At 42.5% G+C, this 22438-nt stretch carries 17 protein-coding genes; 4 read left to right on the top strand and 13 right to left on the bottom strand.

Annotation, left to right across the window (positions count from 1 at the left end):
* Nucleotides 1-23 precede the first annotated feature (23 nt).
* From ACAM39_RS01940 to ACAM39_RS01925, 4 genes are all read right to left on the bottom strand, one after another.
* Nucleotides 24-1109 carry a porin gene (locus ACAM39_RS01940; RefSeq protein WP_369628035.1) on the bottom strand — a complete coding sequence of 362 codons (1086 nt, stop codon included), beginning with the start codon at nt 1107-1109 and terminating at the stop codon, nt 24-26.
* A gap of 394 nt (nt 1110-1503) precedes the next feature.
* Nucleotides 1504-2535: a porin gene (locus ACAM39_RS01935; protein WP_369628034.1), complete on the bottom strand. Its 1032-nt coding sequence runs from the start codon at nt 2533-2535 to the stop codon at nt 1504-1506.
* A 400-nt stretch (nt 2536-2935) separates the two neighbouring features.
* The gene (locus tag ACAM39_RS01930) at nt 2936-4057 is read right to left on the bottom strand and encodes a porin (RefSeq protein WP_369628033.1); all 1122 of its coding nucleotides are present in this window, start codon (nt 4055-4057) and stop codon (nt 2936-2938) included.
* A 240-nt stretch (nt 4058-4297) separates the two neighbouring features.
* Nucleotides 4298-6475, bottom strand: a complete 2178-nt coding sequence (locus ACAM39_RS01925) for a malate synthase G (RefSeq protein WP_369628032.1) — start codon at nt 6473-6475, stop codon at nt 4298-4300.
* A 269-nt stretch (nt 6476-6744) separates the two neighbouring features.
* On the opposite strand from ACAM39_RS01925, the gene ACAM39_RS01920 reads away from it, so the two are divergent.
* Nucleotides 6745-7392 carry a MiaE family protein gene (locus ACAM39_RS01920; protein ID WP_472828260.1) on the top strand — a complete coding sequence of 216 codons (648 nt, stop codon included), beginning with the start codon at nt 6745-6747 and terminating at the stop codon, nt 7390-7392.
* A 117-nt stretch (nt 7393-7509) separates the two neighbouring features.
* On the opposite strand, the gene ACAM39_RS01915 is transcribed toward ACAM39_RS01920, so the two are convergent.
* The 5 genes from ACAM39_RS01915 to mtgA all read right to left on the bottom strand — a co-directional run bounded on the left by ACAM39_RS01915 (nt 7510) and on the right by mtgA (nt 11890).
* Nucleotides 7510-7764: a hypothetical protein gene (locus tag ACAM39_RS01915; protein WP_128680947.1), complete on the bottom strand. Its 255-nt coding sequence runs from the start codon at nt 7762-7764 to the stop codon at nt 7510-7512.
* Nucleotides 7765-7827: 63 nt separating this feature from the next.
* On the bottom strand, nt 7828-8178 hold the full coding sequence (locus ACAM39_RS01910) for a hypothetical protein (protein ID WP_369628031.1): 351 nt from the start codon (nt 8176-8178) through the stop codon (nt 7828-7830).
* Between the two features lie 127 nt (nt 8179-8305).
* On the bottom strand, nt 8306-8509 hold the full coding sequence (locus tag ACAM39_RS01905) for a hypothetical protein (protein WP_369628030.1): 204 nt from the start codon (nt 8507-8509) through the stop codon (nt 8306-8308).
* Between the two features lie 354 nt (nt 8510-8863).
* The gene (gene ppk1 / locus ACAM39_RS01900) at nt 8864-11062 is read right to left on the bottom strand and encodes a polyphosphate kinase 1 (RefSeq protein ID WP_369628029.1); all 2199 of its coding nucleotides are present in this window, start codon (nt 11060-11062) and stop codon (nt 8864-8866) included.
* Between the two features lie 87 nt (nt 11063-11149).
* Nucleotides 11150-11890 (bottom strand): monofunctional biosynthetic peptidoglycan transglycosylase, encoded by a 741-nt coding sequence (gene mtgA / locus ACAM39_RS01895; protein ID WP_472828259.1) that lies wholly within the window; start codon nt 11888-11890, stop codon nt 11150-11152.
* Nucleotides 11891-12019: 129 nt separating this feature from the next.
* On the opposite strand from mtgA, the gene ACAM39_RS01890 reads away from it, so the two are divergent.
* Nucleotides 12020-12307 carry a glutaredoxin family protein gene (locus ACAM39_RS01890; RefSeq protein WP_369628027.1) on the top strand — a complete coding sequence of 96 codons (288 nt, stop codon included), beginning with the start codon at nt 12020-12022 and terminating at the stop codon, nt 12305-12307.
* Between the two features lie 254 nt (nt 12308-12561).
* On the opposite strand, the gene ACAM39_RS01885 is transcribed toward ACAM39_RS01890, so the two are convergent.
* Both ACAM39_RS01885 and ACAM39_RS01880 read right to left on the bottom strand, forming a co-directional pair.
* Nucleotides 12562-13215 (bottom strand): methyltransferase domain-containing protein, encoded by a 654-nt coding sequence (locus tag ACAM39_RS01885; protein ID WP_369628026.1) that lies wholly within the window; start codon nt 13213-13215, stop codon nt 12562-12564.
* Between the two features lie 22 nt (nt 13216-13237).
* Nucleotides 13238-14053, bottom strand: a complete 816-nt coding sequence (locus ACAM39_RS01880) for a thioesterase family protein (RefSeq protein ID WP_369628025.1) — start codon at nt 14051-14053, stop codon at nt 13238-13240.
* A gap of 372 nt (nt 14054-14425) precedes the next feature.
* Here ACAM39_RS01880 and polA point away from each other — a divergent pair, with 372 nt between their 5' ends.
* Together polA and ACAM39_RS01870 are read left to right on the top strand one after the other, a co-directional pair.
* Nucleotides 14426-17272 carry a DNA polymerase I gene (gene polA, locus ACAM39_RS01875; protein WP_369628024.1) on the top strand — a complete coding sequence of 949 codons (2847 nt, stop codon included), beginning with the start codon at nt 14426-14428 and terminating at the stop codon, nt 17270-17272.
* A 38-nt stretch (nt 17273-17310) separates the two neighbouring features.
* Nucleotides 17311-18078, top strand: coding sequence for a DUF4145 domain-containing protein (locus ACAM39_RS01870; RefSeq protein WP_369628023.1), 768 nt, complete (start codon nt 17311-17313; stop codon nt 18076-18078).
* A 326-nt stretch (nt 18079-18404) separates the two neighbouring features.
* Here the strand turns inward: ACAM39_RS01870 and ACAM39_RS01865 are convergent, their stop codons facing one another.
* Both ACAM39_RS01865 and ACAM39_RS01860 read right to left on the bottom strand, forming a co-directional pair.
* Nucleotides 18405-19316 carry a DUF5655 domain-containing protein gene (locus ACAM39_RS01865; protein WP_369628022.1) on the bottom strand — a complete coding sequence of 304 codons (912 nt, stop codon included), beginning with the start codon at nt 19314-19316 and terminating at the stop codon, nt 18405-18407.
* 62 nt (nt 19317-19378) lie between these two features.
* Nucleotides 19379-22324 (bottom strand): valine--tRNA ligase, encoded by a 2946-nt coding sequence (locus ACAM39_RS01860; protein WP_369628021.1) that lies wholly within the window; start codon nt 22322-22324, stop codon nt 19379-19381.
* Nucleotides 22325-22438: the final 114 nt, after the last annotated feature.

Genomic DNA, 22438 nt, shown 5'->3' with positions numbered 1-22438 from the left:
TTGATAGCAAATTCTAGAGAAGATTAGAATTTGTATTCGATACCTGCACCCAGACCAAAACCACTTGCATCTAGATCATAACCATCTTCGCTAGCTTCAATTTTGCTGTAACCGGTATATAGGTGACCAGTTGTTGCAGCATTAAAACCATATTTACCACCAACTACAAAACGTGAACCATCTAAGCCATCAACACCACTCATGTTTTTTACCATATCGCCTTGTGCGTAAGCTTCCCATTTTGTAGCAGGAATCGCGTATGAGCCGCTTAGAGTAAATAAGTTCTCATTTTTATCTTTATCTAAATCTGTAACTTGATATAGTGCGCCTAATGTAGTAGCAGCATTTACATCAAATGCTCCACTTACGCGCGCAGTGCTGAAGTCGCTAGATTTGATATAAGTAGCACCTGCACGGAAAGGTTGGTTAGTTGGCTCATATTTTAAGCCTGCACCGAATGCTTCTGATTCAGTCCATAAATCAGTTGAATTTTTTTCTTCCATAACATACATGCCCATGAACTGAAGACCATTGTATGATGGAGAGAAGTAAGTAAGGGCATTGTTAGCGCGATTACCGTCCCAAAATGCCAAGAATTTTACTGTCTCGCCTTCGTCAACACCTAAAATATCTGCTGTTTCTTTATCAGCAGCTTCGACGCTGAAACCTGTGCTATAGGTGTCATATAGACTTACAGTTTGACCTGCGTAATTGATATTATCATCGATTGCAGACAAACGACCAGCAACTAAAGTACCATATTGTTTGTTTGATAGACCAATATAAGTATCGCGTGAACGGAAGTTTCGACCTTTGTCCGCATCAACATCAATACCATATTCTAATTGATACACTAGGTCAGTATTGGCTGTTAATGCTTCCGCACCTTTAAAACCGATACGTGAACCTGTAAGATTACTTGAACCTGCAGAATTTAGTTGAGTGGTACTATAATCTTCATCGATTAATTTATTACCATCTTTCTTTACTGTTAAGTTACCATCAACATAGTCAGTAGTTAACAGAATTTTACCGTAAACTGTTGGAGCAGCATGGGCAGCAGAAACTGAAAGTGCAGCGACGGCTGTGGCTAAAAGTAATTTTTTCATAGGTCATCTCTATCAGTAAAAACAAATTTTAGATAACTGGTGACTTGTCAGCACCACTACCTCTCCGAATAACCAAAGCAAGAAAACTATTACTTTGGTTACTATTAATAGCGTCAACTATTAATTGTATAAATCTAGCAATAAAGTTTGAATATATTTACAATTTATTCTTACTAATTACTAAAATCATACTTCTAACTACTAGGATAACAATTTTGAAATATTTTGCAATATTTTGCAATAGTTTTTACACTTTTTATATCACTTGTGATTTATTTTTAATCAAATTGATAATTGTTGATTCTGTTCAACATAATAGCGAACGTCATTTTTCCAATAAAAAAGCTAACTAAAGAATTAGTTAGCTTTTACAGCAATCTAAAAGTTAGATATATTAGAATTTGTATTCAATACCCGTACCTACGATAGTGTCATCTTTATAGTTGTCACGGCTGATTTGACCCGCGTAAATGTGACCCGTGGTCGCTTTATTGAATGCGTATTCGCCGCCTACCGCAACTTCTGAGATATCATTATTACCAAAATCAGTGTTGATATATTGCGCTTTGGCAGTCCATGGTGTATTAGCAATAGCATATTTACCCGAGATTAACCAAGTTTTAGCATCATCATTCTCGTTGAATAAATCAGCATTTTGGTATAACGCACCCAAGGTCAGACCCTGCACCATGTTCATTTTGCCCATGTCTACGGTGCCCGCTAAACGCCATGCTGTATCTTCAACACCCATGTTATTGTCATAACCTGCGGCTAAATAAACACCATTTTGATCATAAACCAATGAAGCAGAATAACCGTTCGCACCTTCATCTTTTTCGGTAGTAGGACTGTCAGTATCTTTATCAACTTCAGACAAGCTAACAGCCGCTGTAAAAGTCACTGGCATACCAACAATGGTCGGTGATTTATAAGCCACCATATTGTTAGCACGGTATTCACCTAGGTTGGTATACCCACGTGGACCGGGATTATAAATACTCAAAGTATCAACATTAGCATTGAATACGTCGGCATTGCCTTTAGCCAATTTAAATGGGGTGTCATGACGACCCGCAATTAAAGTACCTAAAGTGTTGTGGGCTAAGCCGATATAAGTATCACGTGAAGTAAACTGGGTACGGTCATCATCTGGGCTTACACCGTATTCTAATTGATAAACCAAGTTAACAGTGTCAGTTAACTCCTCGCTACCTTTAAACCCAATACGTGATGCGTTTGAGTTTAGTTTGACTGTACTTTCGTCATTAGGTGCTGAAGTTGCAGTAGCATTGGCACGGTAGTTATCATCGTAATTCGTATCAGTGTAGTCAGCTGTCAAAAATACTTTACCATAAACAGTTGGAGCAGCATGGGCAGCAGAAACTGAAAGTGCAGCGACGGCTGTGGCTAAAAGTAATTTTTTCATAGGTCCCTCTATCAGTAAAAACAAATTTTAGATAACTGGTGACTTGTCAGCACCACTATCTCTCCGAATAACCAAAGCAAGAAAACTATTACTTTGATTACTATTAATAGCGTCAACTATTAATTGTATAAATCTAGCAACAATCCTAGCAATAAATTACATTACCATCATTTTTGTTACTAAATTCATACTTCTCCCTTATAGAATATCAATTCTGAAATATTTTGCAATAGTTTTTTTAATTTTTACGTGATTGTAAGTTTATTTTTAATCTTAGTGACATAATATTCTTTCTAGTATTAAATCATATTTTTTTTAATTAATTTTTTAGCGTTAATGAAAATAAAAAAGCTAACTAAATAATTAGTTAGCTTTTACGATAAACTAAGAGCTAGATATATTAGAACTTGTATTCAATACCCGTACCTACGATAGTGTCATCTTTGTTATTGTCACGGCTGATTTGCCCTGCATAGATGTGACCGGTTGTGGCTTTATTGAATGCATATTCTCCACCAACTGCGATTTCATTTACATCAGCATCTTTTACGCCTTTTTCGTCAGTGGTATTAACATATTGTGCTTTAACTGCCCAAGGTGTTGCACCAACTTTATATTTACCACTAATAAGCCAAGATTTTTCATCTTCACTGGCTTTGTTAACGCGGTTGTTGTTAACGATGCTATAATTATCGTAGTATTGGCTTTGTTGGTATAGAGCACCTAAAGTTAAGCCCGAAACCATATTCATTTTGCCCATGTCTAAACCAGCAACCAAACGCCAAGTATTATCAATAACGCCAGTATTTACATTATTAGCACCCATGTCTTTATCGTAAGCGCCTGCTAAATAAATACCATTTTGGTCATAGGCTAATGAGGCAGAATAACCATTGTCTTTTACTTTTCTATCGCGGTAGACTGCAGGTTTTCCAGGAGTTTTAATTGTACCGTCAGCATTTTTAACAGCCTCAGTCGCAGCGGTTACTAAAACGTCACCATCTGCATCAGTTTCTGATAATGCGGTAGCTGCCATAAAACTCACTGGCATACCAATAATAACAGGTGATTGATAGGCTAACGTATTGTTAGAACGATTTTCACCTGAAACACCCGCATTTTTCATATCAAGTAAGGTAGAATTAAACACGTCAACTTTGTTTTGTGCAAGTTTCAATGGGGTATCATGACGTCCCGCTAGTACAGTACCTAAAGTGTTGTGGGCTAAGCCTACATAAGTATTACGTGATCTAAACTGTTGGCTATCGTCATCAGGGTTGATTTGATATTCTAATTGGTAAATAAGTTTAGTGGTGTCAGTTAAATCGTCGTCACCTTTAAAACCGATACGTGATGAATTAGAGGTAAGTTTAAATGTATCTTCATCTGTCTTGTTAGCTGCATCGTAGTCTGTACTAACATAATCTAAGGTTAAAAATGCTTTACCATATACAGTTGGCGCAGCATGGGCAGCAGTGATTGAAGCTAAAGCGATGGCTGAAGCGATTGCGATTTTTTTCATAAGGATTTCTCCACAGTATCCTAGGTGAAACTACACAGATGCGTAGCAATTCTTTTGTATAGATAGATTTTGCCAACAATTTGTTACAAAACAATGAAACAGTTAACAGAATCTAAATTTAATTGTGAAATTAGAGTAATTCACTCTGAAACATTTTGCAATATTTTTATGCCATAAAAAAACCACCAGTTACAAATCTGATGGTTTTTTGAATGATTGATATGTTTGAATGGCTAAAATCTAGTTAGCTTTGAGATTAAGACGGGCTTGATGTAACAATGGCTCAGTATATCCGCTCGGTTGTACTGTACCTTTAAAGATAAGATCGCGAGCCGCATTGTATGCCCAAGTATTGTAGTCATTTGCCATTGGGATATAGGCTAGATCGTCTTTGCTTTGCTCATCAACCATTTTTGCCATACGTTTGAGTACGTCATCCACTTGTTGTGGCGTCACAACCCCATGCGCTAGCCAGTTGGCAACGTGCTGGCTAGAAATACGTAAGGTAGCACGGTCTTCCATCAAGGCAACGTCGTCAATGTCGAGCACTTTTGAGCAGCCCACACCTTGGTCGACCCAGCGCGCTACATATCCTAAGATACCTTGAATGTTGTTTTCAAGCTCGGCAGTTTTTTGCTCATCTGTCCAGTTGGTATCCGTAGCAAGTGGCACGGTCAAAATGTCATCTAGCTTGGCAGGCTCGCGGTCTTTGATATTATCTAACACGTCCATGACGTTGGTTTCATGGTAGTGCATGGCGTGAAGCGTAGCACCTGTGGGTGATGGTACCCAAGCACAAGTCGCGCCTGATTTTGGATGATTGGACTTGGTGGCAACCATTTCTTTCATGTTGTCAGGTTTTGCCCACATGCCTTTACCGATTTGCGCTTTACCAGGTAAGCCCAATTTGACGCCCATGTCTACGTTCCAACGCTCATAAGCATTGAGCCAATCGGTATTTTTCATGTCGTTTTTACGGACAAAGGGACCCGCTTTCATACTGGTATGCATCTCATCACCGGTACGATCCATAAAGCCTGTGTTAATAAAGATAACGCGGTCTTTGGCAACGCGGATACATTCTTTTAAGTTAACGGTCGTGCGGCGCTCTTCATCCATGATACCGACTTTTAAGGTATTCTCGGGTAGGTCTAACGCTTTTTCAACCGCGGCAAACAAGTCAACTGTAAATTGTACTTCTTCAGGGCCATGCATTTTTGGTTTTACGATATACATTGAACCTGTACGTGAATTGCTTAAGCTGTTTTTACCCAAGATATCTGGCAGGCTACACAGTGGTGTGATTAGCGCATCCATAATACCTTCATAAATTTCTTCTTGTTGGCCGTCAAAATCGACTAAAATCGCGGGGTTGGTCATCAAATGCCCCACGTTACGAATCAGCATCACTGAACGGCCGTGCAAGGTGATTTTACCACCATCTGGCGCGGTGTATTCACGGTCAGGGTTCATGGTACGGGTGGTTTGTTTGCCATTTTTTTCAAAGGTGTCTTTCAGGTCGCCTTTCATCAAGCCAAACCAGTTGCGATATACTTCTACTTTCTCTTCAGCGTCAACGGCAGCGACTGAGTCTTCACAGTCTTGAATGGTGGTAACCGCAGCTTCCATCAAGACATCTTTGATGCCTGCAGGGTCATCTTTACCCACATGGCTTGATGGGTCGATTTGGATTTCGACATGTAGGCCGTTATTTTTTAATAAAATGCCTGTTGGATTTGCCGCATCGCCTAGGAAACCCACGAATTTTTCTGGCTGGGCTAATGAGGTGGTTTTATCGCCTTGGAGTATCACTAATTTACCGTCTTCAACCTTAAAACCAGTAACGTCAGCATATTTACCTTCAGCTAAGGCAAAGTTGGCATCCAAGAAGTTTTTGGCGTATTTTACAACTTCGCCGCCACGAACAGGGTTGTAGCCTTTGCCTTTTTCTGCGCCATTGGTCTCATCGATGACATCAGTACCGTATAGCGCATCATACAAGCTGCCCCAACGCGCATTTGCTGCGTTTAGCGCATAACGGGCATTGCGTACGGGTACCACTAACTGTGGGCCTGCGATATGGGCGATTTCGTCATCCACGTTTTGGGTTTCCACCAAAAAGTCATCGCCTTCTGGGACGATATAATTGATGTCTTTTAAAAATTGGGTATAAGCGGCTTTGTCGATTTGACCGTTGCTAGCGGGGTTTTTGGCATGCCAGTCATCGATTTGGGTTTGAATTTCGTCACGTTTTGCCAACAATGCTTTATTACGGGGTTGGAATGTTTGGACAATTTTTTCAAATTCTTGCCAATATTTTTCGTTATCGATGCCCACGACTGGCGTAACTTCATTGGCAATGAAGTTATAAAGCTCTTTATCAATCGCTAGACTACCCTTTTGAACGCGTTCTGACATGGCATTTTTCCTTATGTTTTGACCTAAAATAGCAAAAAATTCACATTTGATTATACGAACATCATTTATAAAAATAAAGAAATAAAAACTATTTATTTTTTAAATAATCGTTATATATAAATTTTTGTGCTAAGGGTTTTATCGCTGATTTTTGGTAAAATATTACTTCATTAACGTGCCAATAAGTGAGTAATCCCTTGTCAAATTCCGCTCTTATCAATAACCCACTACAAACGGACAGCAGTTTTGATGAATTAGCCGTCATCGACTTGGATAACGGTAACTCTGTCTATCAGCCAAAACCCATTGATATCACCCCTGTTTTGGCGTTTTTGGGTTGTACGACGTCGGATAAATGGCTCAAAGCCGCGATGGCAGATTTGCCGACCATCATCCAAGATCATGCTAATTGTGAAAAAAAAGCCGCAGGTACTGCGATGAATTTGATTTTTCGCTATATGTCGCATACCGAGCTGCAATTAAAGCTTGCTCAGCTGATTCGAGAAGAAATGCTCCATTATGAGCAAGTGATGGGATTGATGGCGGAGCGTGGACAAGCGTGGCAACATATTGCTGCAGGTCGCTACGCCGCAGGTATGCTTAAACATAAACGCACTTATGAGCCGCAGGCGATGATAGACACTTTAATTATTGGTGCTTTCATCGAAGCCCGATCGTGTGAACGTTTTTGGGCACTGTCACAAGTGATTGAGGATGAGCGTTTGGCAAAATATTATCGCTATTTGCTAAAATCAGAAAGTCGTCATTTTGAAGATTATTTGGCATTGGCGCAAAGTATCAGTGACGAGCCGATTGATGCGCGGGTGGCGTTTTTTCGTCAAATAGAAACGCAGCTCATCAATGAACCCGATGATGAATTGCGCTTTCATAGTGGGGTACCCAGTTGGATTGCGTGAGGTTGGATTGCGTGAGGTTTTTGTAGACTGTAACGATAAAAAAAGCTAACCATCAAATGGGGGTGGATGGTTAGCTATTACAATTTAATCCTTAAACTGACTCACTTCCACTTACTCTCACTCACTACCAACGCTTGGAATAGAGCCATCAGGATTAATAGTGCGTTTTTGGGCATTTTCTGGGGTAGTATAAAGATTGCGCTCATTAATGGTGTCGCTTTTTAGCTGTTCGTTACCAACCGCGTCCCTGCCAATGGTATGTTCATTGACATTATCATCAAATGCTTGTCCCGGTTGGTCACGACGATCGACGAACTCAGCAGACTTGTCGCCTAAATTAACGTGTTTGGTTTGTGCTTCTGGTGAATTCATGGTCATTCCTTTTTCGGTATCAACCCAATAAAACGCTTAAACTTAACTTAGTGATATCGAAAATTAGTGGTCTCGGTCGATATCTACACTACCATCTGATAACGTATGAAGTGAATTTTCTGCATTAAGATTAGCTTGCGCAGTCTGCTGTAATTTCTGCGCTTCTTCATCAGAAATACGTGCCACATTTTCGTCCGATAATTCGCCATTCTCCACGTCTTCTGCAGATTGGATTTTTACCGCCGCTTGTGGGGTATTATCAAAAATATCGGGCGTTTCCATTGACGGCGACATGCCTGTGGTTAATCCATCACCCGATTGGTGAGTGACACTGTCCTCTACTATAACGGCTTGCGGGGTTACAGCAACACCTGTTTTTGGATCTACAATTTCTACATTATTTTGATTCTGCATTTTTTATTCCTTTAATTAATTGTTATCGCTTAATAAGTTATTATTTTTATAGGTCGAGCTGTATAAATTAGTCAATCAAAACTGAATGATTAAAAGCTTAGTATTCAAAAGTTTAACAATTAAAATTCTAGTGGTTATCGGTACGCAATGACTCGTCAATAAAAGGGGTGTTTTCACTTTTGTCTAAGTTTTGTGGCTCCCCTTTCACGCTATTTTGTTTATCCAAGTTTTCTGATAATTGACTGGGATTCACATTTTCTGTGGCTTTTTGAATCTCGGTCTGATTGCTTGGCTGATTCTGTTCTTGGTTTTGTGCTTGATTCTGTGACATGGTAATTTTTCCTATGATTTTTATTAGTATCAATTCAAGTCAAAGATTTTAATCAAAGACTTCTAAATAGAGTGCGATTAAATTTTTATGTAAAAAAGTAGCCAATTCAATCGCTTTCATACTTTTGCTTTTATATGTTCGATAGTAGCAAATAAAGCCAGTTTATGATAAGTGTTCGCGTAACAAGCTGTTATCACTATGTGATAAGTGTTTAGCTGTGTGAAATTTTGGCAGATTTGTTACTATTCGGTAAATTTCGGACATTGGGTTTACGTCAGCGCATTCATCAACAAAAAAAACACTTATCTCCTGTAGATAGCAGTACAATTAACTCAAAACCTATGACTAGTAAAATTAGCTTTTTCTGGTGATTTTGGTCAATAAATAATCTTGCGCCGAGAATGCTGCTTCATCTTCACGAGGGGTAATCGCTCGCCATGTACCTTTGGCATCAAGCTCCCATGCATTGACATTGTCTTTTAGGTAATTGTGCAAATCTTCCATAATGCGTTTGAAGACGACGGGGTCTTCAATGGGGAAAGCCACTTCAACACGGCTAAATAAATTGCGATCCATCCAGTCTGCACTGGCGCAATATAAACGGTGAGTACGTTTGCCATTAGCATTGGGATTTTGATGCCCATTGGCAAAATAATACACGCGGGTATGCTCCAAAAAACGCCCAACGATAGAGCGCACGGTGATGTTGTCGGATATGCCGGGTAATTGCGGACGAATACAGCACATCGAACGAATAATCAGATTGATTTTAACGCCTGCTTGCGATGCTTCATATAGCTTGTCAATCAGTAATTTTTCGGTCATTGCGTTGACCTTGATGATGATGTGCGCCTCTTTGCCTGCTTTGGCATGGGCAATTTCGTTGTCAATAAAGCCCATGAGTCTGTCATGCAAGGTGAAGGGTGCATGCAGTAGTTTTTGCACTTTGGCTGGCTTGCCCATGCCTGTGAGTTCGTTAAATATTTTATGCACATCTTCGGTGATTGCCTCATTGGCGGTAAATAGACCGTAGTCGGTATAAGCTTTGGCATTGCCCGCATGGTAGTTGCCTGTGCCCAAATGCACATAGCGGCGGATTTTATCTTCCTCACGGCGCACAATCATCATCAGCTTGGCGTGGGTCTTGTAGCCTACGATGCCATACACCACCACTGCCCCAGCCTGCTGCAGAAAGTTTGCTACTTCAATGTTGGATTTTTCATCAAAGCGCGCACGCAGCTCAATCACGGCGGTGACTTCTTTGCCTTTACGCGCAGCTTCAGCCAGCGCTTGAACAATTTCAGAGTTTGTCCCTGAGCGATAAAGGGTCTGTTTGATGGCTAATACATGGGGGTCATTGGCGGCTTGGCGCAAAATGTTGACCACAGGTGAAAACGAATGAAACGGGTGATGCACCAATACATCTTGCTTACGAATGGCATGAAATACGTTTTCATTTTTATCCAAGCTATCACGGCGAAACGCTTTGGGAATGGCATGATTAAACGACTGATAACGCAAATTTGGGATTTTAAAATCAAACAACAAACGCGTCAAATTGACAGGACCATTGACACGGTATAGTTGCTCTTGGCTTAAACCAAACTCTTCAAGCAGATAATCTACCATCGGCTGTGGGCAATAGGTCGTCACTTCTAAGCGCACTTTGGCACCAAATCGGCGGTTCTCTAACTCACCTTCCAACGCTTTCGCCAAGTCTTCGACATCATCGGATAAATCTAAATCGGCGTTACGCGTCAAACGAAATTGGTGGCAGCCAGTGACCGTCATGCCAGGGAATAAGTCTTCGATATGCCCGTGAATCACTGCGGTGAGCATGATGTGATGTTCTTTCCCGCCTGTCAGTTCATTGGGTAAGCGAATAACCCGCGGTAAGCTTCGGGGTGCAGGGACAATCGCCATGTTAATATCTCGACCAAAGCCATCTTTGCCCTCTAAGCCCACCATAAAATTCAAGCTTTTATTGACCAATCTAGGAAAAGGATGCGCAGGGTCAATACTAATTGGCGTCAGCACGGGCGCGACTTGTTCGGCAAAGTATTTTTTTACCCATGCGGCTTGCTCTGGGGTCAATTCATCACGTTTTAGGTAGCGAATGTCTTGCTCCGCCAGTGCAGGCAGAATTTCATCGTTTAAAATACGGTATTGCTCATCCACCGCATGATGGGCGATTTCAGAGATATATGACAAAACCTTACTGGGACGCATACCATCGATACTGCTCACCACATCGCCCATTTGTACTTTTTGCATCAAGCCTGCGACACGGATTTCAAAGAATTCATCTAAATTGGATGAAAAAATGATCAAGAAAAACAGTCGTTCAAGCAGTGGGTGGCGGGGATTAGTGGCTTGGGCAAGTACCCGCTGATGAAACTGTAACAGTGACAATTCACGATTAAAGTACAGCTCACTATCGTCTTGTTGGGATTCAAACACGTTTGGGTAGCAAATGCTGTTAAATCCTAGTATCGGATTGATTTGTGATACATGCTCTTCGCTGGGTTTATCTTGTTTGGCAGTGTTTGGCATAGCACAGTCCTTTTATGGTCAAGCATTTTTAACAGTGTAAAGTTAACAATGTAATGATAAGCGTGTAATGATACATGAGTTTCTTGACTATTCCGTGTCGGGCAAATCTGCCGCACCCATGCGCCGTAAAATAATTTGGGTTTTGTTAAGCAGGCGGCGGTCGTTACGGTTGTCTTCAAAATATTTGGGATTAGGTAGCATGGCAATCAAAGATGCGGCTTGTCGCTTGGTCAAATGCGCTGCCGACTTATGGTAGTAGTGCTGAGCGGCTGCTTCAATGCCATAGACGCCTTTGCCAAACTCTGCGACATTGAGGTAAGCAAGCAAAATCCGCTCTTTGGTCCACAGGTTTTCAATCATCAAGGTAATTAACGCTTCTTCGCCTTTGCGAAAATACGAGCGGTTGGGGTATAAAAATAAATTCTTGGCAAGCTGTTGGCTAATGGTTGAGCCGCCTGCGCTGATAGCTCCCGCTTTTTCATTTTTCTTAATCGCATTCTCAATGCCCTGCACATCAAAGCCAGCGTGATTGACAAAGTTGGCATCTTCGCTGGCAATCGCCGCCCGTTTTACATTCACCGAAATTTGATTATCATCCACCCACGTCTGACTGACAGGGGCAAAATTGCCCAAGCGATACAGTATCATGAACATACTGTTATTGATAGGCTGGGTTTTCCAGACAACCAATAAGGCTGCAACTATTACATGAAACGCAACAAAGCAGGCAATGACAATGAGCAAAATACGCTTGAACCAGCCGCCAAACCCGATACCGCGGTTGGTGGGTGGTAAAGCTGTGTTGACAGGTTTGGGCTTTAACGACATTTTGGTGGCAGGTTTCTTGGTAACGGATTTGGTCACGGTGTATTCCTAGCGGCGGGGGCAAAAGCAGCGATGGCTTAAGCTAAAAATATAACGTATTATGGCATTTTTGGCTATATGCTAAGGCAGAATATGTCCGACTTCGACACGCAAAACATCACAAACATCCACGAGCAAATTATGGCTGACCCAACTACTTGGCGGTTATATGGCACACTGGGTTGTCATCTGTGTGAAATCGCTGAAAGCTTATTGCTGCAAGCACAAGCCGTTGCCGATATACGCTGGCAGTCGGTTGATATTGCCGAGTTACCAGAACAAGAAATGCTGGAATTTGCTGATAAAATACCTGTGCTAGTCACCGCTACCAAGACGTTATATTATCCTTTTTCCATCATGGATATTATGGCGTTGACGTAAAAGTCTGAAAAGCCAATATAGATTATTGGCATACTATTAAAAATTTAATTCATCATGTCTTGGCAAATTTTTTTATCATCAACGCCACGCCACTAGCTGCGAGATTTTCTTAGACAGTGGCGTGCGCTCAGGTCAAGAGGCGCTCAAAGCCATTAATTTCCCGCGATTCAAAACACGGTTTCTTTCCCACCTGCTTCATCGTCAAAGAAATGGTAAGGTAATGAGTAGTAGTTTAATGATTATTAGTTTAACGCTTAGGGGATACCTGCGTTCTGTACGTTCTTTTGGCTCAGGATAAAAAATAATTCGCTACCCTGTCTGGGCTTAATCGAATTATAGCAAGGCGCCAGTGTATCAATGGTGAAAAACTGCTGAAATAATGTTTCATATTCTTGCTTGTCGCCACCAAACGGTGGACTGCTTTCAAAATGCTTATCGAGCAACAAGCCCACCAATTTACCCGTAGGTTTGAGGAGCTTTTGCATTTGCTTGGCATAATCGCTGCGTCTACTAGGGTCAATCGCGCAAAAAAACGTCTGCTCAATAATATAATCAAACTGATACTGCGCAGGGTCTAAGCCAAAAAAATCCGCTTGTAGCAGGTGCGTTTTGGGAAAACTGTGATAGCGCTTGGCAAAATTATCCAAAGGCAGCCTAGCAAAATCCACCACATAAACATGGCTAAAACCTTGTTCATGAAGATAGCCTGCTTCGTAGGCGTTGCCCGCCCCCGGAATTAAAATCTGTACCGATTTACTCACGCCGCTATCGAGTAAATGCTCGATATAGGCTTGCAGCGGTGGCGAAACTTTACCGATGTCCCACCCAGTATAGCCATCATCATAGCGTTTTTGCCAAAATTCGGCGTCGTTGACCGAGTGTTCAGTTAGTGTGTTGTTATCTTCCATGATTGCTGCTCCTGATAGTTTTTTAGGCTTTTCGAATGGTTAAAATTTGCTCGCTTCGACCAAATGCGCCGTGTGCGTCATGTAGCACGCTACTGGTCAGACCCACGCCATCGCCCCCAAATTGTTGCACGGTCTCAAGTCCCAACCAACGCCCAACGGGCATACGGTGCAGATGGATTTGCAAATCTAAATTGGGGAAAAACCATTCAATGGTATTGGGTTGGTGAATACGCGGTACCACGCCATTGGCGGTATCGACCATGCCCATCAAATGCACAAAGTCGGATGTGGGCTTTGCTTGACCGTTTTCTTCGACCATGTCGATATCGGTATTGATCCACACGATGCCATCGCCTTGGCGGTTGTCGGGGTCGGCTTTGAGATAAATACTGTCAATATAGCCACCGCCCCAATGCTTCATGCCGTCCCAGTTCGGGTAGCTTTCTGGATGACCGATTCGCTCATCTTCCAGCCCAGCAATCTCTGATGTGTCGGTGGTTTGCATACGCCACGCGCGGGCAACGATACAGGTTTTGCCATTGGCTGCCATGGTGGTTTCGATCAGTTCGATAGTGCGACCCGGGCGGATGATGTGGGTAGTCACGCTAACATCGCCAAAATGAATCAGCCCAAAAATATCTAGACTGATGCGCCCGATACGCATATCACTGCGCCGTTTGAATTGTTCAAGCTCGTAAGCCAACAGTCCTGTTGCTGCCGCCATGTGTTGTTCGTTGTCATTCCATGCGCCTTGGCAATGGATATTACAGCGGTAGTTTGATGTGGTGATATCATCGGTTATCGTGCGGTCAAGCAGTGTGTAATAGGTATTGCCCATAAAGTTCCCTTTTATGCCTAAAAATTGCTTATGCATAGAAATTGGTTGTGCCTAAAAATTGGTAAAACGCCTAAAATTGCTAAAAAATTGTAGCACATTGGCTATCGGCTATTGGTGGAATTTTTGCAAAGTTGCCGCTATGACAAGCCGCCAAACTTCGCACTTGCTTAGCATACACCCGATTTGCATCCGTCAAAATCTAGCCGCCTTCTGCTAATCGATGAATTTGAAATGCTTAACGATTAGCCGTAAAAAGCCAGTATAATACGCGGATAATATAAAATTTTTCCCTATATTTTGACACTGTCTTATATTTTTATACTAGCCTGTATTTTGACAGCCTATTTTAACAACATAAAGATAAGTAATCCTATGACTGCAACTGCCCTACTTGATACCGATCACATCAACACCGAAAAGCCGCCGTTTATCTTGGTGGACGGCTCGTATTATATGTTCCGCAATTTTCACGCCTTGCCTGTCACCATGCAAACCACCCAAGGCTTGCACACCAACTCCATCCGCGGCACGCTCAACGCCCTCAAAAAACTGATGGAAAAATACCGCCCAACCCACATGGCAGTGGCGTTTGATACCAAAGCGCCCACCTTTCGCCACAAGCTTTCCCCCATTTATAAAGGCGACCGCCCAGAAATGCCCGCCGAACTTGCCGAGCAAATCCCTTACATCCACAAAATGATACAAGCGATGGGCATACCGCTTCTCGCCATTGAAGGCGTAGAAGCTGACGACATCATCGGCACACTCGCCCATCGTGCTTGCTTAGAAGGTCATCATGTCATCATCTCCACAGGCGACAAAGATATGTGCCAACTGGTCAATCCCTGCATCATCGTGGAAAACAGCTTTGATGACAAACGCTATGACATCGCAGGGGTCAAAGAAAAATTTGGCATCGAGCCGCGTCAAATCATCGACTATCTCACCCTCATGGGAGACGCGTCTGATGGTATCAAAGGTGTCGCAGGCATCGGTGCAAAAACCGCGCAAAAACTGCTTGAGCAATACGACAGCATTGACAATATCCTTGCCAATGTTGACCAATTAAAAGGCAAGCAACAACAAACCTTTTTGCAAAGCACCGACAGCATTGCGCTGGATAAACGCTTGGCGACCATTATCACCGACCTTGATATTGTGCCTGACTGGGAGACGTTGCGGCTACCGACAGACCCAAGTTTTAACATAGCAGAAAAACGCGCAATTTTTACCGAACTGGAATTTAAAAGCGAAATAGCGTCGCTCAATCATCCGTTTCACCCGTCCAATAACGGCAATTTTAAAGCCGCTGAGTCTGCTCAAAATGCTGTGGTGGAAGCGATTAAAACTAGCCAAGATAGCAAAAATCCGGTCAACAAGCAGTGGCACACAGTCACCAGCCAAGCCGATTTTGATAAATTAATCCAGCGCCTTGGCGCAGCAAAGCATTTTGTCATTGATACTGAAACCACCGATGTGAATTGGCAACATGCCGAGCTTGTCGGCTTGTCGTTTGCGCTGCAATCGCATGAAGCCTATTATGTGCCTGTTGCCCACGTTGATGAGATGGGCAATCGGATTGAACAACTTGCCCGTGAGGATGTTTTAGCCCAGTTAAAACCGATTTTGCAAAATCCACAAATCGGCAAAATCGGTCAGCATTTAAAATATGACGCGCATATTTTGGCAAATTATGATATCGACTTAATCAATGAGCCGAGCAATTGGGCAATGGATACCATGCTTGCCAGTTATGTGATTAATGCTGTTGCCACCCGTCACGGTATGGACGACTTGGCGCGCCACTATCTACATACCCAAACCATCACTTTTGAAGATGTGGCAGGCAAAGGCGCCAAGCAAATCACCTTTGACAAAGTCCCTTTAACCGTGGCAAGTGACTACGCCTGTGAAGACGCCGATATCACCTATCAGCTATTTGAACTGTTTAGCGAAAAACTCAACGCCGAACCGAACAACGCCAAGCTACTGCATGAACTGGAAATCCCCGTTGCCCAAATCCTGTGCCAAATGGAGCATGACGGGATTTTGCTCAATAAAGCGTTTTTGGGGGAACTATCCGCGCGCTTTGATGAAAAAATCCAAGCACTTGAAACAGTCGCCTTTGCGCAAGCGGGCGAAACCTTTAACCTTGCCAGTCCAAAGCAGTTGGGTGAAGTGCTGTTTGACCGCTTAGGCATTACAGGCGGTAAAAAAACCAAAACCGGGCAATACTCCACCAGTGAAGCGGTGCTTGCCACCATCGACCATCCGCTAATTGAAACCGTGCTTGAGCATCGCAGTCTGTCCAAGCTTAAAAGCACCTATACAGACGCGTTAGCAAACGTGGCAGACAGCAACGACCGTGTGCATACCAGTTACCATCAAGCCTTGACCACCACAGGGCGACTGTCATCGACTGAGCCGAATTTGCAAAACATTCCGATTCGCACCGATACAGGGCGGTTGATTCGCCAAGCGTTTATTGCCCCCAAAGGTAGAAAGGTATTGTCAGCCGACTACTCGCAAATCGAGCTTCGGCTGATGGCGCACTTTGCCAATGACCCTGTGCTCATCCGCGCGTTTCAAGAAGGGCATGACATTCACCGCGCCACCGCCGCTGAGATTTTGGGCAAGGCGTTTGATGATGTGACGAGCGAAGAACGCCGCCAAGCCAAAGCGGTGAACTTTGGGCTACTCTATGGCATGAGTGAATTTGGGCTTGCCAAGCAGTTGGGCTTCACTCGCCAGCAAGCGCAAGACTATATCAAGCTGTACTTTGCCCGCTACCCTACGGTACGTGCCTATATGCAAGCCACCCGTACGGCTGCGCAAAACCAAGGCTATATCACCACGATTTTGGGGCGTAAGCTATTCACCCCCGATATGCAGCACCCCAACCGCAGTGTGCGCCAAGCGGCAGAACGCGCGGCGATTAATGCGCCACTACAAGGCAGTGCTGCCGATATCATCAAACTTGCCATGATTGCGGTGAATGAGGTATTGCCCCAAGACCATGCTAAAATGCTACTACAGGTGCATGATGAATTGGTGTTTGAAGCCGATGAGGATAAAGCCGAGGCGATTGCCGAGTTGATAAAAAACGCCATGCAAGAGGTGCTATCTAAGACAGCCAAAGACAAAGGCTGGGATGTGGATTTTGCCGTGCCGCTTGTGGTAGAAGTGGGCATCGGTGATAACTGGGATGAGGCGCATTAAAACTAAAACTTTTAACATTTTGGATTAGAATTACAAACATGATAAACATTAAAATACTAAAGTTCCCTTTTCGAAATTCCATTGACTCATATTACCAATGTCCAACTTGCAATAATGGTCAGTTAAAAATAAAAGGAGATACATTCTGTAGTAATGAGACTCGTAAATCTATAACTTCTCATAGTCATCCAGATTTTGATGCTGATTATGTAAGCTATGTTTACAGCTGTCTCTTTGAATGTACTAATAGTGCTTGTAAAGAGATTGTTGCTAGCTCAGGCTACGGCTTTGTAGATTGGGATATAGAAGTTAATGATGAAGGATATCAGGAACAAATATATTCTGATTACTTTAGACCATTACACTTTCATCCAGCTTTAAAAATAATAGATATTCCAAAAAATGTTCCAGATGAAGTTAAATCTATAATTGAAAACTCTTTTACTGTTTTCTTTATTTCTCCAAGTAGCTGTGTTAATCACATAAGGACATCACTCGAAGCTGTACTTACAGATCTAAAAATACCTAAATTCACAATCGGTAAAAATAAAAAACGCCAATTATTAAGTTTGCATTCTAGGATTAGTAAACTACCTACTAAATATGATTATTTAAAAGAAATACTATTTGCTTTAAAGTGGCTAGGTAATAGCGGAAGTCATACCGACTCTAATAAGGTCTCTATGAGTGATGCCATAGATGCCTATGAATTTCTGGATTACTTACTTTCAGAAGTTTATGAAGAAAAATCAGAAAAAATTAAAAAGAAAGCTAAAAAAATAAACAAAACAAAAGGAATAAAATAAAAATATGACTAATGAATCAAACTTTCTCTTTGATGCAATTGTAACGGCTTCGCCTTCTAGTGAAATTGGTCTAGGGTTAGCATATTGAGCAAGTCCACCTGCACGAGAAAGTTTTTTATCTCTTAAGGCTAATTCTGAAAATGCCGAAAGTTCATTAATTGATTAAGCAAAAGCAGATTGTTCTGACTGTTGAAGTCGTTTTTCTAACTCATCTGCTGGTGTCGATTTAATCTCTTGAACAACGGCATTTAAGATTTCTTGATTAATCGTCATTGTATTCAATGCGTGATGCTAATTAGCAATGTTATTAATTCACGATTCCATGTTTATTTTATGGCTTGTTTGATCAAACTCATAATATATTCTAAATCTCTTGTATCTTGGACAAATATTTCGTAATCGCCATTTCCCCAATGACCAATATTTGATACATCCTTCGCAAGATTTTTAGAATCATCTAGCTCACCTGCTTTAAGATTAATCCACATTTTTAGTGATTTTTTCTGAATATGGATATCTACAAAGTTATACTTTTTCTTAAAAGCAATGTAAAGTTTTCGATAATCGACAATGATGTCATCAGATAAATTTAAAATTGCCGTTTTAAAAGCTTCATAAAGCTCCTGAATATCATCTGATTTATCAGCTAAGTGGTAATCTTCATCATAGGTTACAATTTCTTTAGTAACTTTAGCTATATTACTATCAGATTCAACTGCTTTTATTTGCTTGATACTTGGTGCAGAATTTGATTTTTTGATTGGATTCAACACAACTACATCATTTTCAAACCGTTTTATTTCCCAAAGTTCAATGGCTAAATCTTTAAAGTTTGATGATTGTTTCTGGAATTGAGTAAAAGAAGGCGATACAAACATGACTCTACTTTGTGACCAATCCACCTCATTTCTTTTTAATATGCTATTTTGAGTTTCGTTATATTCCACAATAAAATCGGATTTATACTCAAGCATTAGATTTAAATAAGAAACACCTTGATCAATCACACTGAAATTCTTATCTCTTTTATATTCAATAATCACAAATGCTTTAGTTTCATTGTCAAAAGCTAACGTATCAATGCGATTACTTTTAATCGTAAATTCCGATTTGATAAACTTTAGATTGGTAAGATTAGTTAAATTCTGCTCAAAAAGTGTCTGAATTTCCTTTTCTAAAGCGAAAGGTTTTTCGTTTAAATCGGTAAGCTTGCCAGAATTATCTTGATAAAGAAACATATATAGTTTTCCCGAAAATTAAAAAAGCTACCATTAGCCATGATAGCTTTTTTAAAATTACATTAAATCGCCTTTAATTGCTCAATTTGCTTATTCATTTCCGTCAGTTGGCTATCCATCTCAGCCAGTTTCGCTTTCTCGCTTTCCACCACATTGGCAGGCGCTTTACTTACAAATGATTCATTCGACAGCTTACTACGCAGGCTTTCCGCTTGTTTAGTAAGTTTTTCTTGCGCTTTGGCAATGCGATTAAGCTCTGCCGTTGGGTCAATCAAGCCTTTCATCGGCACGAGCACTTTTAACTGACCGACCATACTCGATGACGACAACGGTAACTCTTTATCAGAGCCGTCACCCGCATTCACAATAGTCAGCGTATCGACTTTGGCAAGCGATTTAAACTGATTTTCAATACGGCTTAGGCGCGCAGTTTCTTCATCGCTGATGTTATCAAGTAGCACAGGCAGACGCACCGCATTGCCAAGCTTCATCTCACCGCGGATGTTACGAATCGCCCCAATCAGTGCTTGTAGCCACGTCATGTCATGCTCGGTCTGTAGGCTGATTAGATTGTCATCCGCTGTTGGGAAGGCAGCAGTCATGATACTGTCGGTTGCTTTTTTATCGATGATAGGGGCAATGGTCTGCCAAATGCTCTCAGTGATATACGGCATAATCGGGTGGCTAAAGCGCATGGCGACTTCAAGGCAGTTGAGCAGCACATAGCGGATTTGGGCTTTACGCTCGGCACTCACCGATTCATCGTTTAGGCTTGATTTGGCAAGCTCGACATACCAGTCGCAGTATTCATTCCAGATAAACTCATAGATATCTTGGCTCACCAAGTCAAAACGGTACTGGCTCATGTGTTCATGGATGGCTTTCACCGTGGAGTTTAGACGGCTCATAATCCACTGCTCTGGCAATTCCCAAAGTGCAGTATTGGCGGTTTTATCGATGTTTAGCGCATTGCCTTCCTTATCGACACAGTTCATCAGCACAAAACGGGTGGCGTTCCAAATTTTATTACAAAAATTGCGATTGCCTTCAATGCGCTTGAGGTCAAAATTGATATCGCGTCCCGTACTTGCCAAGGAGGTAAAGGTAAAGCGCAGCGCGTCCGTGCCAAACGCAGGGATACCGTCGGCAAATTCTTTGCGCGTGGCTTTTTCGATTTTTTGCGCGTCTTTGGGGTTCATAAGACCTGTGGTGCGTTTGGCGACTAGGGTTTCTAAATCAATGCCGTCAATCAGGTCAATCGGGTCAAGTACGTTGCCTTTGGATTTGGACATTTTTTGCCCTTGTCCATCACGCACCAAGCCATGCACATACACCGTCTTAAACGGCACTTGCGGGTTGCCGTCTTTGTCTTTGATGAAGTACATGGTCATCATCATCATACGGGCAACCCAGAAGAAAATGATGTCAAAACCTGTGACCAACACGCTGGTTGGGTGGAAGGTTTTGAGTGCTTGGCTATAGTCGTCAAAGTTTAGCTCACCTGTCCAATCAAGGGTACTAAACGTCCACAATGCCGAGCTAAACCAAGTGTCTAGTACGTCACTATCTTGGCGCAGCGCTAGGCTATCAGCAAGGTGGTATTTTTGGCGGACTTCCGCTTCATCTCGCCCGACATAAATATTGCCCTCATCATCGTACCACGCAGGGATACGGTGTCCCCACCAAAGCTGACGGCTAATACACCAGTCTTGGATATCGCGCATCCACGCCATATACATATTTTTGTACTGGGCAGGGACAAACTCGGTGCGCCCGTCTTCCACCGCCTCGATGGCAGGTTTTGCCAGTTTTTCGATGGATACATACCATTGGTCAGTGAGCCACGGCTCAACGATGGTGTTACTGCGGTCGCCTTTGGGCACTTTTAAATCATGCGGTTTGATTTCTTCAAGCCAGCCTTCAGCCTCGCTTTGCTCAACCATTTTTTTACGCGCGGCAAACCGCTCAAGTCCTGCATACTCGCTAGGTGTGGTCTCAAGCTGTGGCTCTTTGGTTTGCAAATCAGTAAAAATCTGCATTTCTGGCAAGATATTTGCTGAATTATCAAAGATATTAATCATCAACAAATTGTGGCGTTTGCCTGTTTCGTAGTCATTAAAGTCATGGGCAGGGGTGATTTTTACACAGCCTGTGCCAAATTCCATGTCCACCGCTTTGTCATCGCCCACAATCGGTACAATGCGACCGGTAATCGGTAGCGTCACGGTTTGTCCGATAAGATGCTGGTAGCGTGCGTCTTCGGGGTTCACGGCAACGGCGGTATCACCGAGCAAGGTTTCGGGGCGGGTGGTGGCAACGACAAGGTAATTTTTACCGTCTTGGGTTTTGGCATTTTTGTCGGTCAAATAATAGCGAAAATGCCACAGTGAGCCTTTCTCGTCATGGTTTTCTACTTCAAGGTCGGATAACGCAGTTTGCAGCTTGGTATCCCAGTTGACTAGACGTTTACCGCGATAAATCAGCCCATCTTGGTACAGACGCACGAACACTTCTTTGACGGCATTGGACAAGCCATCATCCATGGTAAAACGCTCACGGCTCCAGTCCACCGAGCTACCTAGACGGCGGATTTGGCGGGTGATGTTGCCACCGCTCTCGGCTTTCCACTCCCAAATCTTTTCAAGGAATTTTTCACGACCTAAATCATGGCGTTTGATGCCTTGGGCGTTCAATTGACGCTCAACGACCATTTGCGTGGCAATCCCTGCGTGGTCGGTGCCTGGTTGCCAGAGGGTATTTTCGCCCAGCATTCGGTGATAGCGGGTTAGCGTGTCCATGATGGCATTGTTAAACCCATGTCCCATGTGCAGTGAGCCTGTGACATTGGGCGGTGGCAGCGCAATAGAAAACGATTGTTGTTTGTCATAGCTTGGCTGAAAGTAGCCTTTGTCTTCCCACACTTGGTACATGCCGTTTTCGACGTCGCTTGGGTTGTAAGCGTTTTCTAAAGACGTTAAGGCTTGGGCGATTTGATGTTGCGTGCTCATAGATGGTCAACTTTTACAATAAAAAAGAAAGGAATGTCAAAAAGGTAATTAACGGATTTTACCGTAACTAGGCAGTTTTATAAATGTTTGGTGATAAAAAAAGGCTTAACCCAA

The sequence above is a fragment of the Moraxella sp. K02 genome (genome assembly GCF_041154755.1).
Lineage (GTDB): Bacteria > Pseudomonadota > Gammaproteobacteria > Pseudomonadales > Moraxellaceae > Faucicola.
This window is presented reverse-complemented; position numbering and strand designations above follow the sequence as displayed.

What these genes read in the sequence shown, in the direction of transcription:
- ACAM39_RS01940 (WP_369628035.1), bottom strand. Translation starts at nt 1,109, where the DNA reads ATGAAAAAATTACTTTTAGCCACAGCCGTCGCTGCACTTTCAGTTTCT.
- ACAM39_RS01935 (WP_369628034.1), bottom strand. Translation starts at nt 2,535, where the DNA reads ATGAAAAAATTACTTTTAGCCACAGCCGTCGCTGCACTTTCAGTTTCT.
- ACAM39_RS01930 (WP_369628033.1), bottom strand. Translation starts at nt 4,057, where the DNA reads ATGAAAAAAATCGCAATCGCTTCAGCCATCGCTTTAGCTTCAATCACT.
- ACAM39_RS01925 (WP_369628032.1), bottom strand. Translation starts at nt 6,475, where the DNA reads ATGTCAGAACGCGTTCAAAAGGGTAGTCTAGCGATTGATAAAGAGCTT.
- ACAM39_RS01915 (WP_128680947.1), bottom strand. Translation starts at nt 7,764, where the DNA reads ATGAATTCACCAGAAGCACAAACCAAACACGTTAATTTAGGCGACAAG.
- ACAM39_RS01910 (WP_369628031.1), bottom strand. Translation starts at nt 8,178, where the DNA reads ATGCAGAATCAAAATAATGTAGAAATTGTAGATCCAAAAACAGGTGTT.
- ACAM39_RS01905 (WP_369628030.1), bottom strand. Translation starts at nt 8,509, where the DNA reads ATGTCACAGAATCAAGCACAAAACCAAGAACAGAATCAGCCAAGCAAT.
- ppk1 (WP_369628029.1), bottom strand. Translation starts at nt 11,062, where the DNA reads ATGCCAAACACTGCCAAACAAGATAAACCCAGCGAAGAGCATGTATCA.
- mtgA (WP_472828259.1), bottom strand. Translation starts at nt 11,890, where the DNA reads ATGTCGTTAAAGCCCAAACCTGTCAACACAGCTTTACCACCCACCAAC.
- ACAM39_RS01890 (WP_369628027.1), top strand. Translation starts at nt 12,020, where the DNA reads ATGTCCGACTTCGACACGCAAAACATCACAAACATCCACGAGCAAATT.
- ACAM39_RS01885 (WP_369628026.1), bottom strand. Translation starts at nt 13,215, where the DNA reads ATGGAAGATAACAACACACTAACTGAACACTCGGTCAACGACGCCGAA.
- ACAM39_RS01880 (WP_369628025.1), bottom strand. Translation starts at nt 14,053, where the DNA reads ATGGGCAATACCTATTACACACTGCTTGACCGCACGATAACCGATGAT.
- polA (WP_369628024.1), top strand. Translation starts at nt 14,426, where the DNA reads ATGACTGCAACTGCCCTACTTGATACCGATCACATCAACACCGAAAAG.
- ACAM39_RS01870 (WP_369628023.1), top strand. Translation starts at nt 17,311, where the DNA reads ATGATAAACATTAAAATACTAAAGTTCCCTTTTCGAAATTCCATTGAC.
- ACAM39_RS01865 (WP_369628022.1), bottom strand. Translation starts at nt 19,316, where the DNA reads ATGTTTCTTTATCAAGATAATTCTGGCAAGCTTACCGATTTAAACGAA.
- ACAM39_RS01860 (WP_369628021.1), bottom strand. Translation starts at nt 22,324, where the DNA reads ATGAGCACGCAACATCAAATCGCCCAAGCCTTAACGTCTTTAGAAAAC.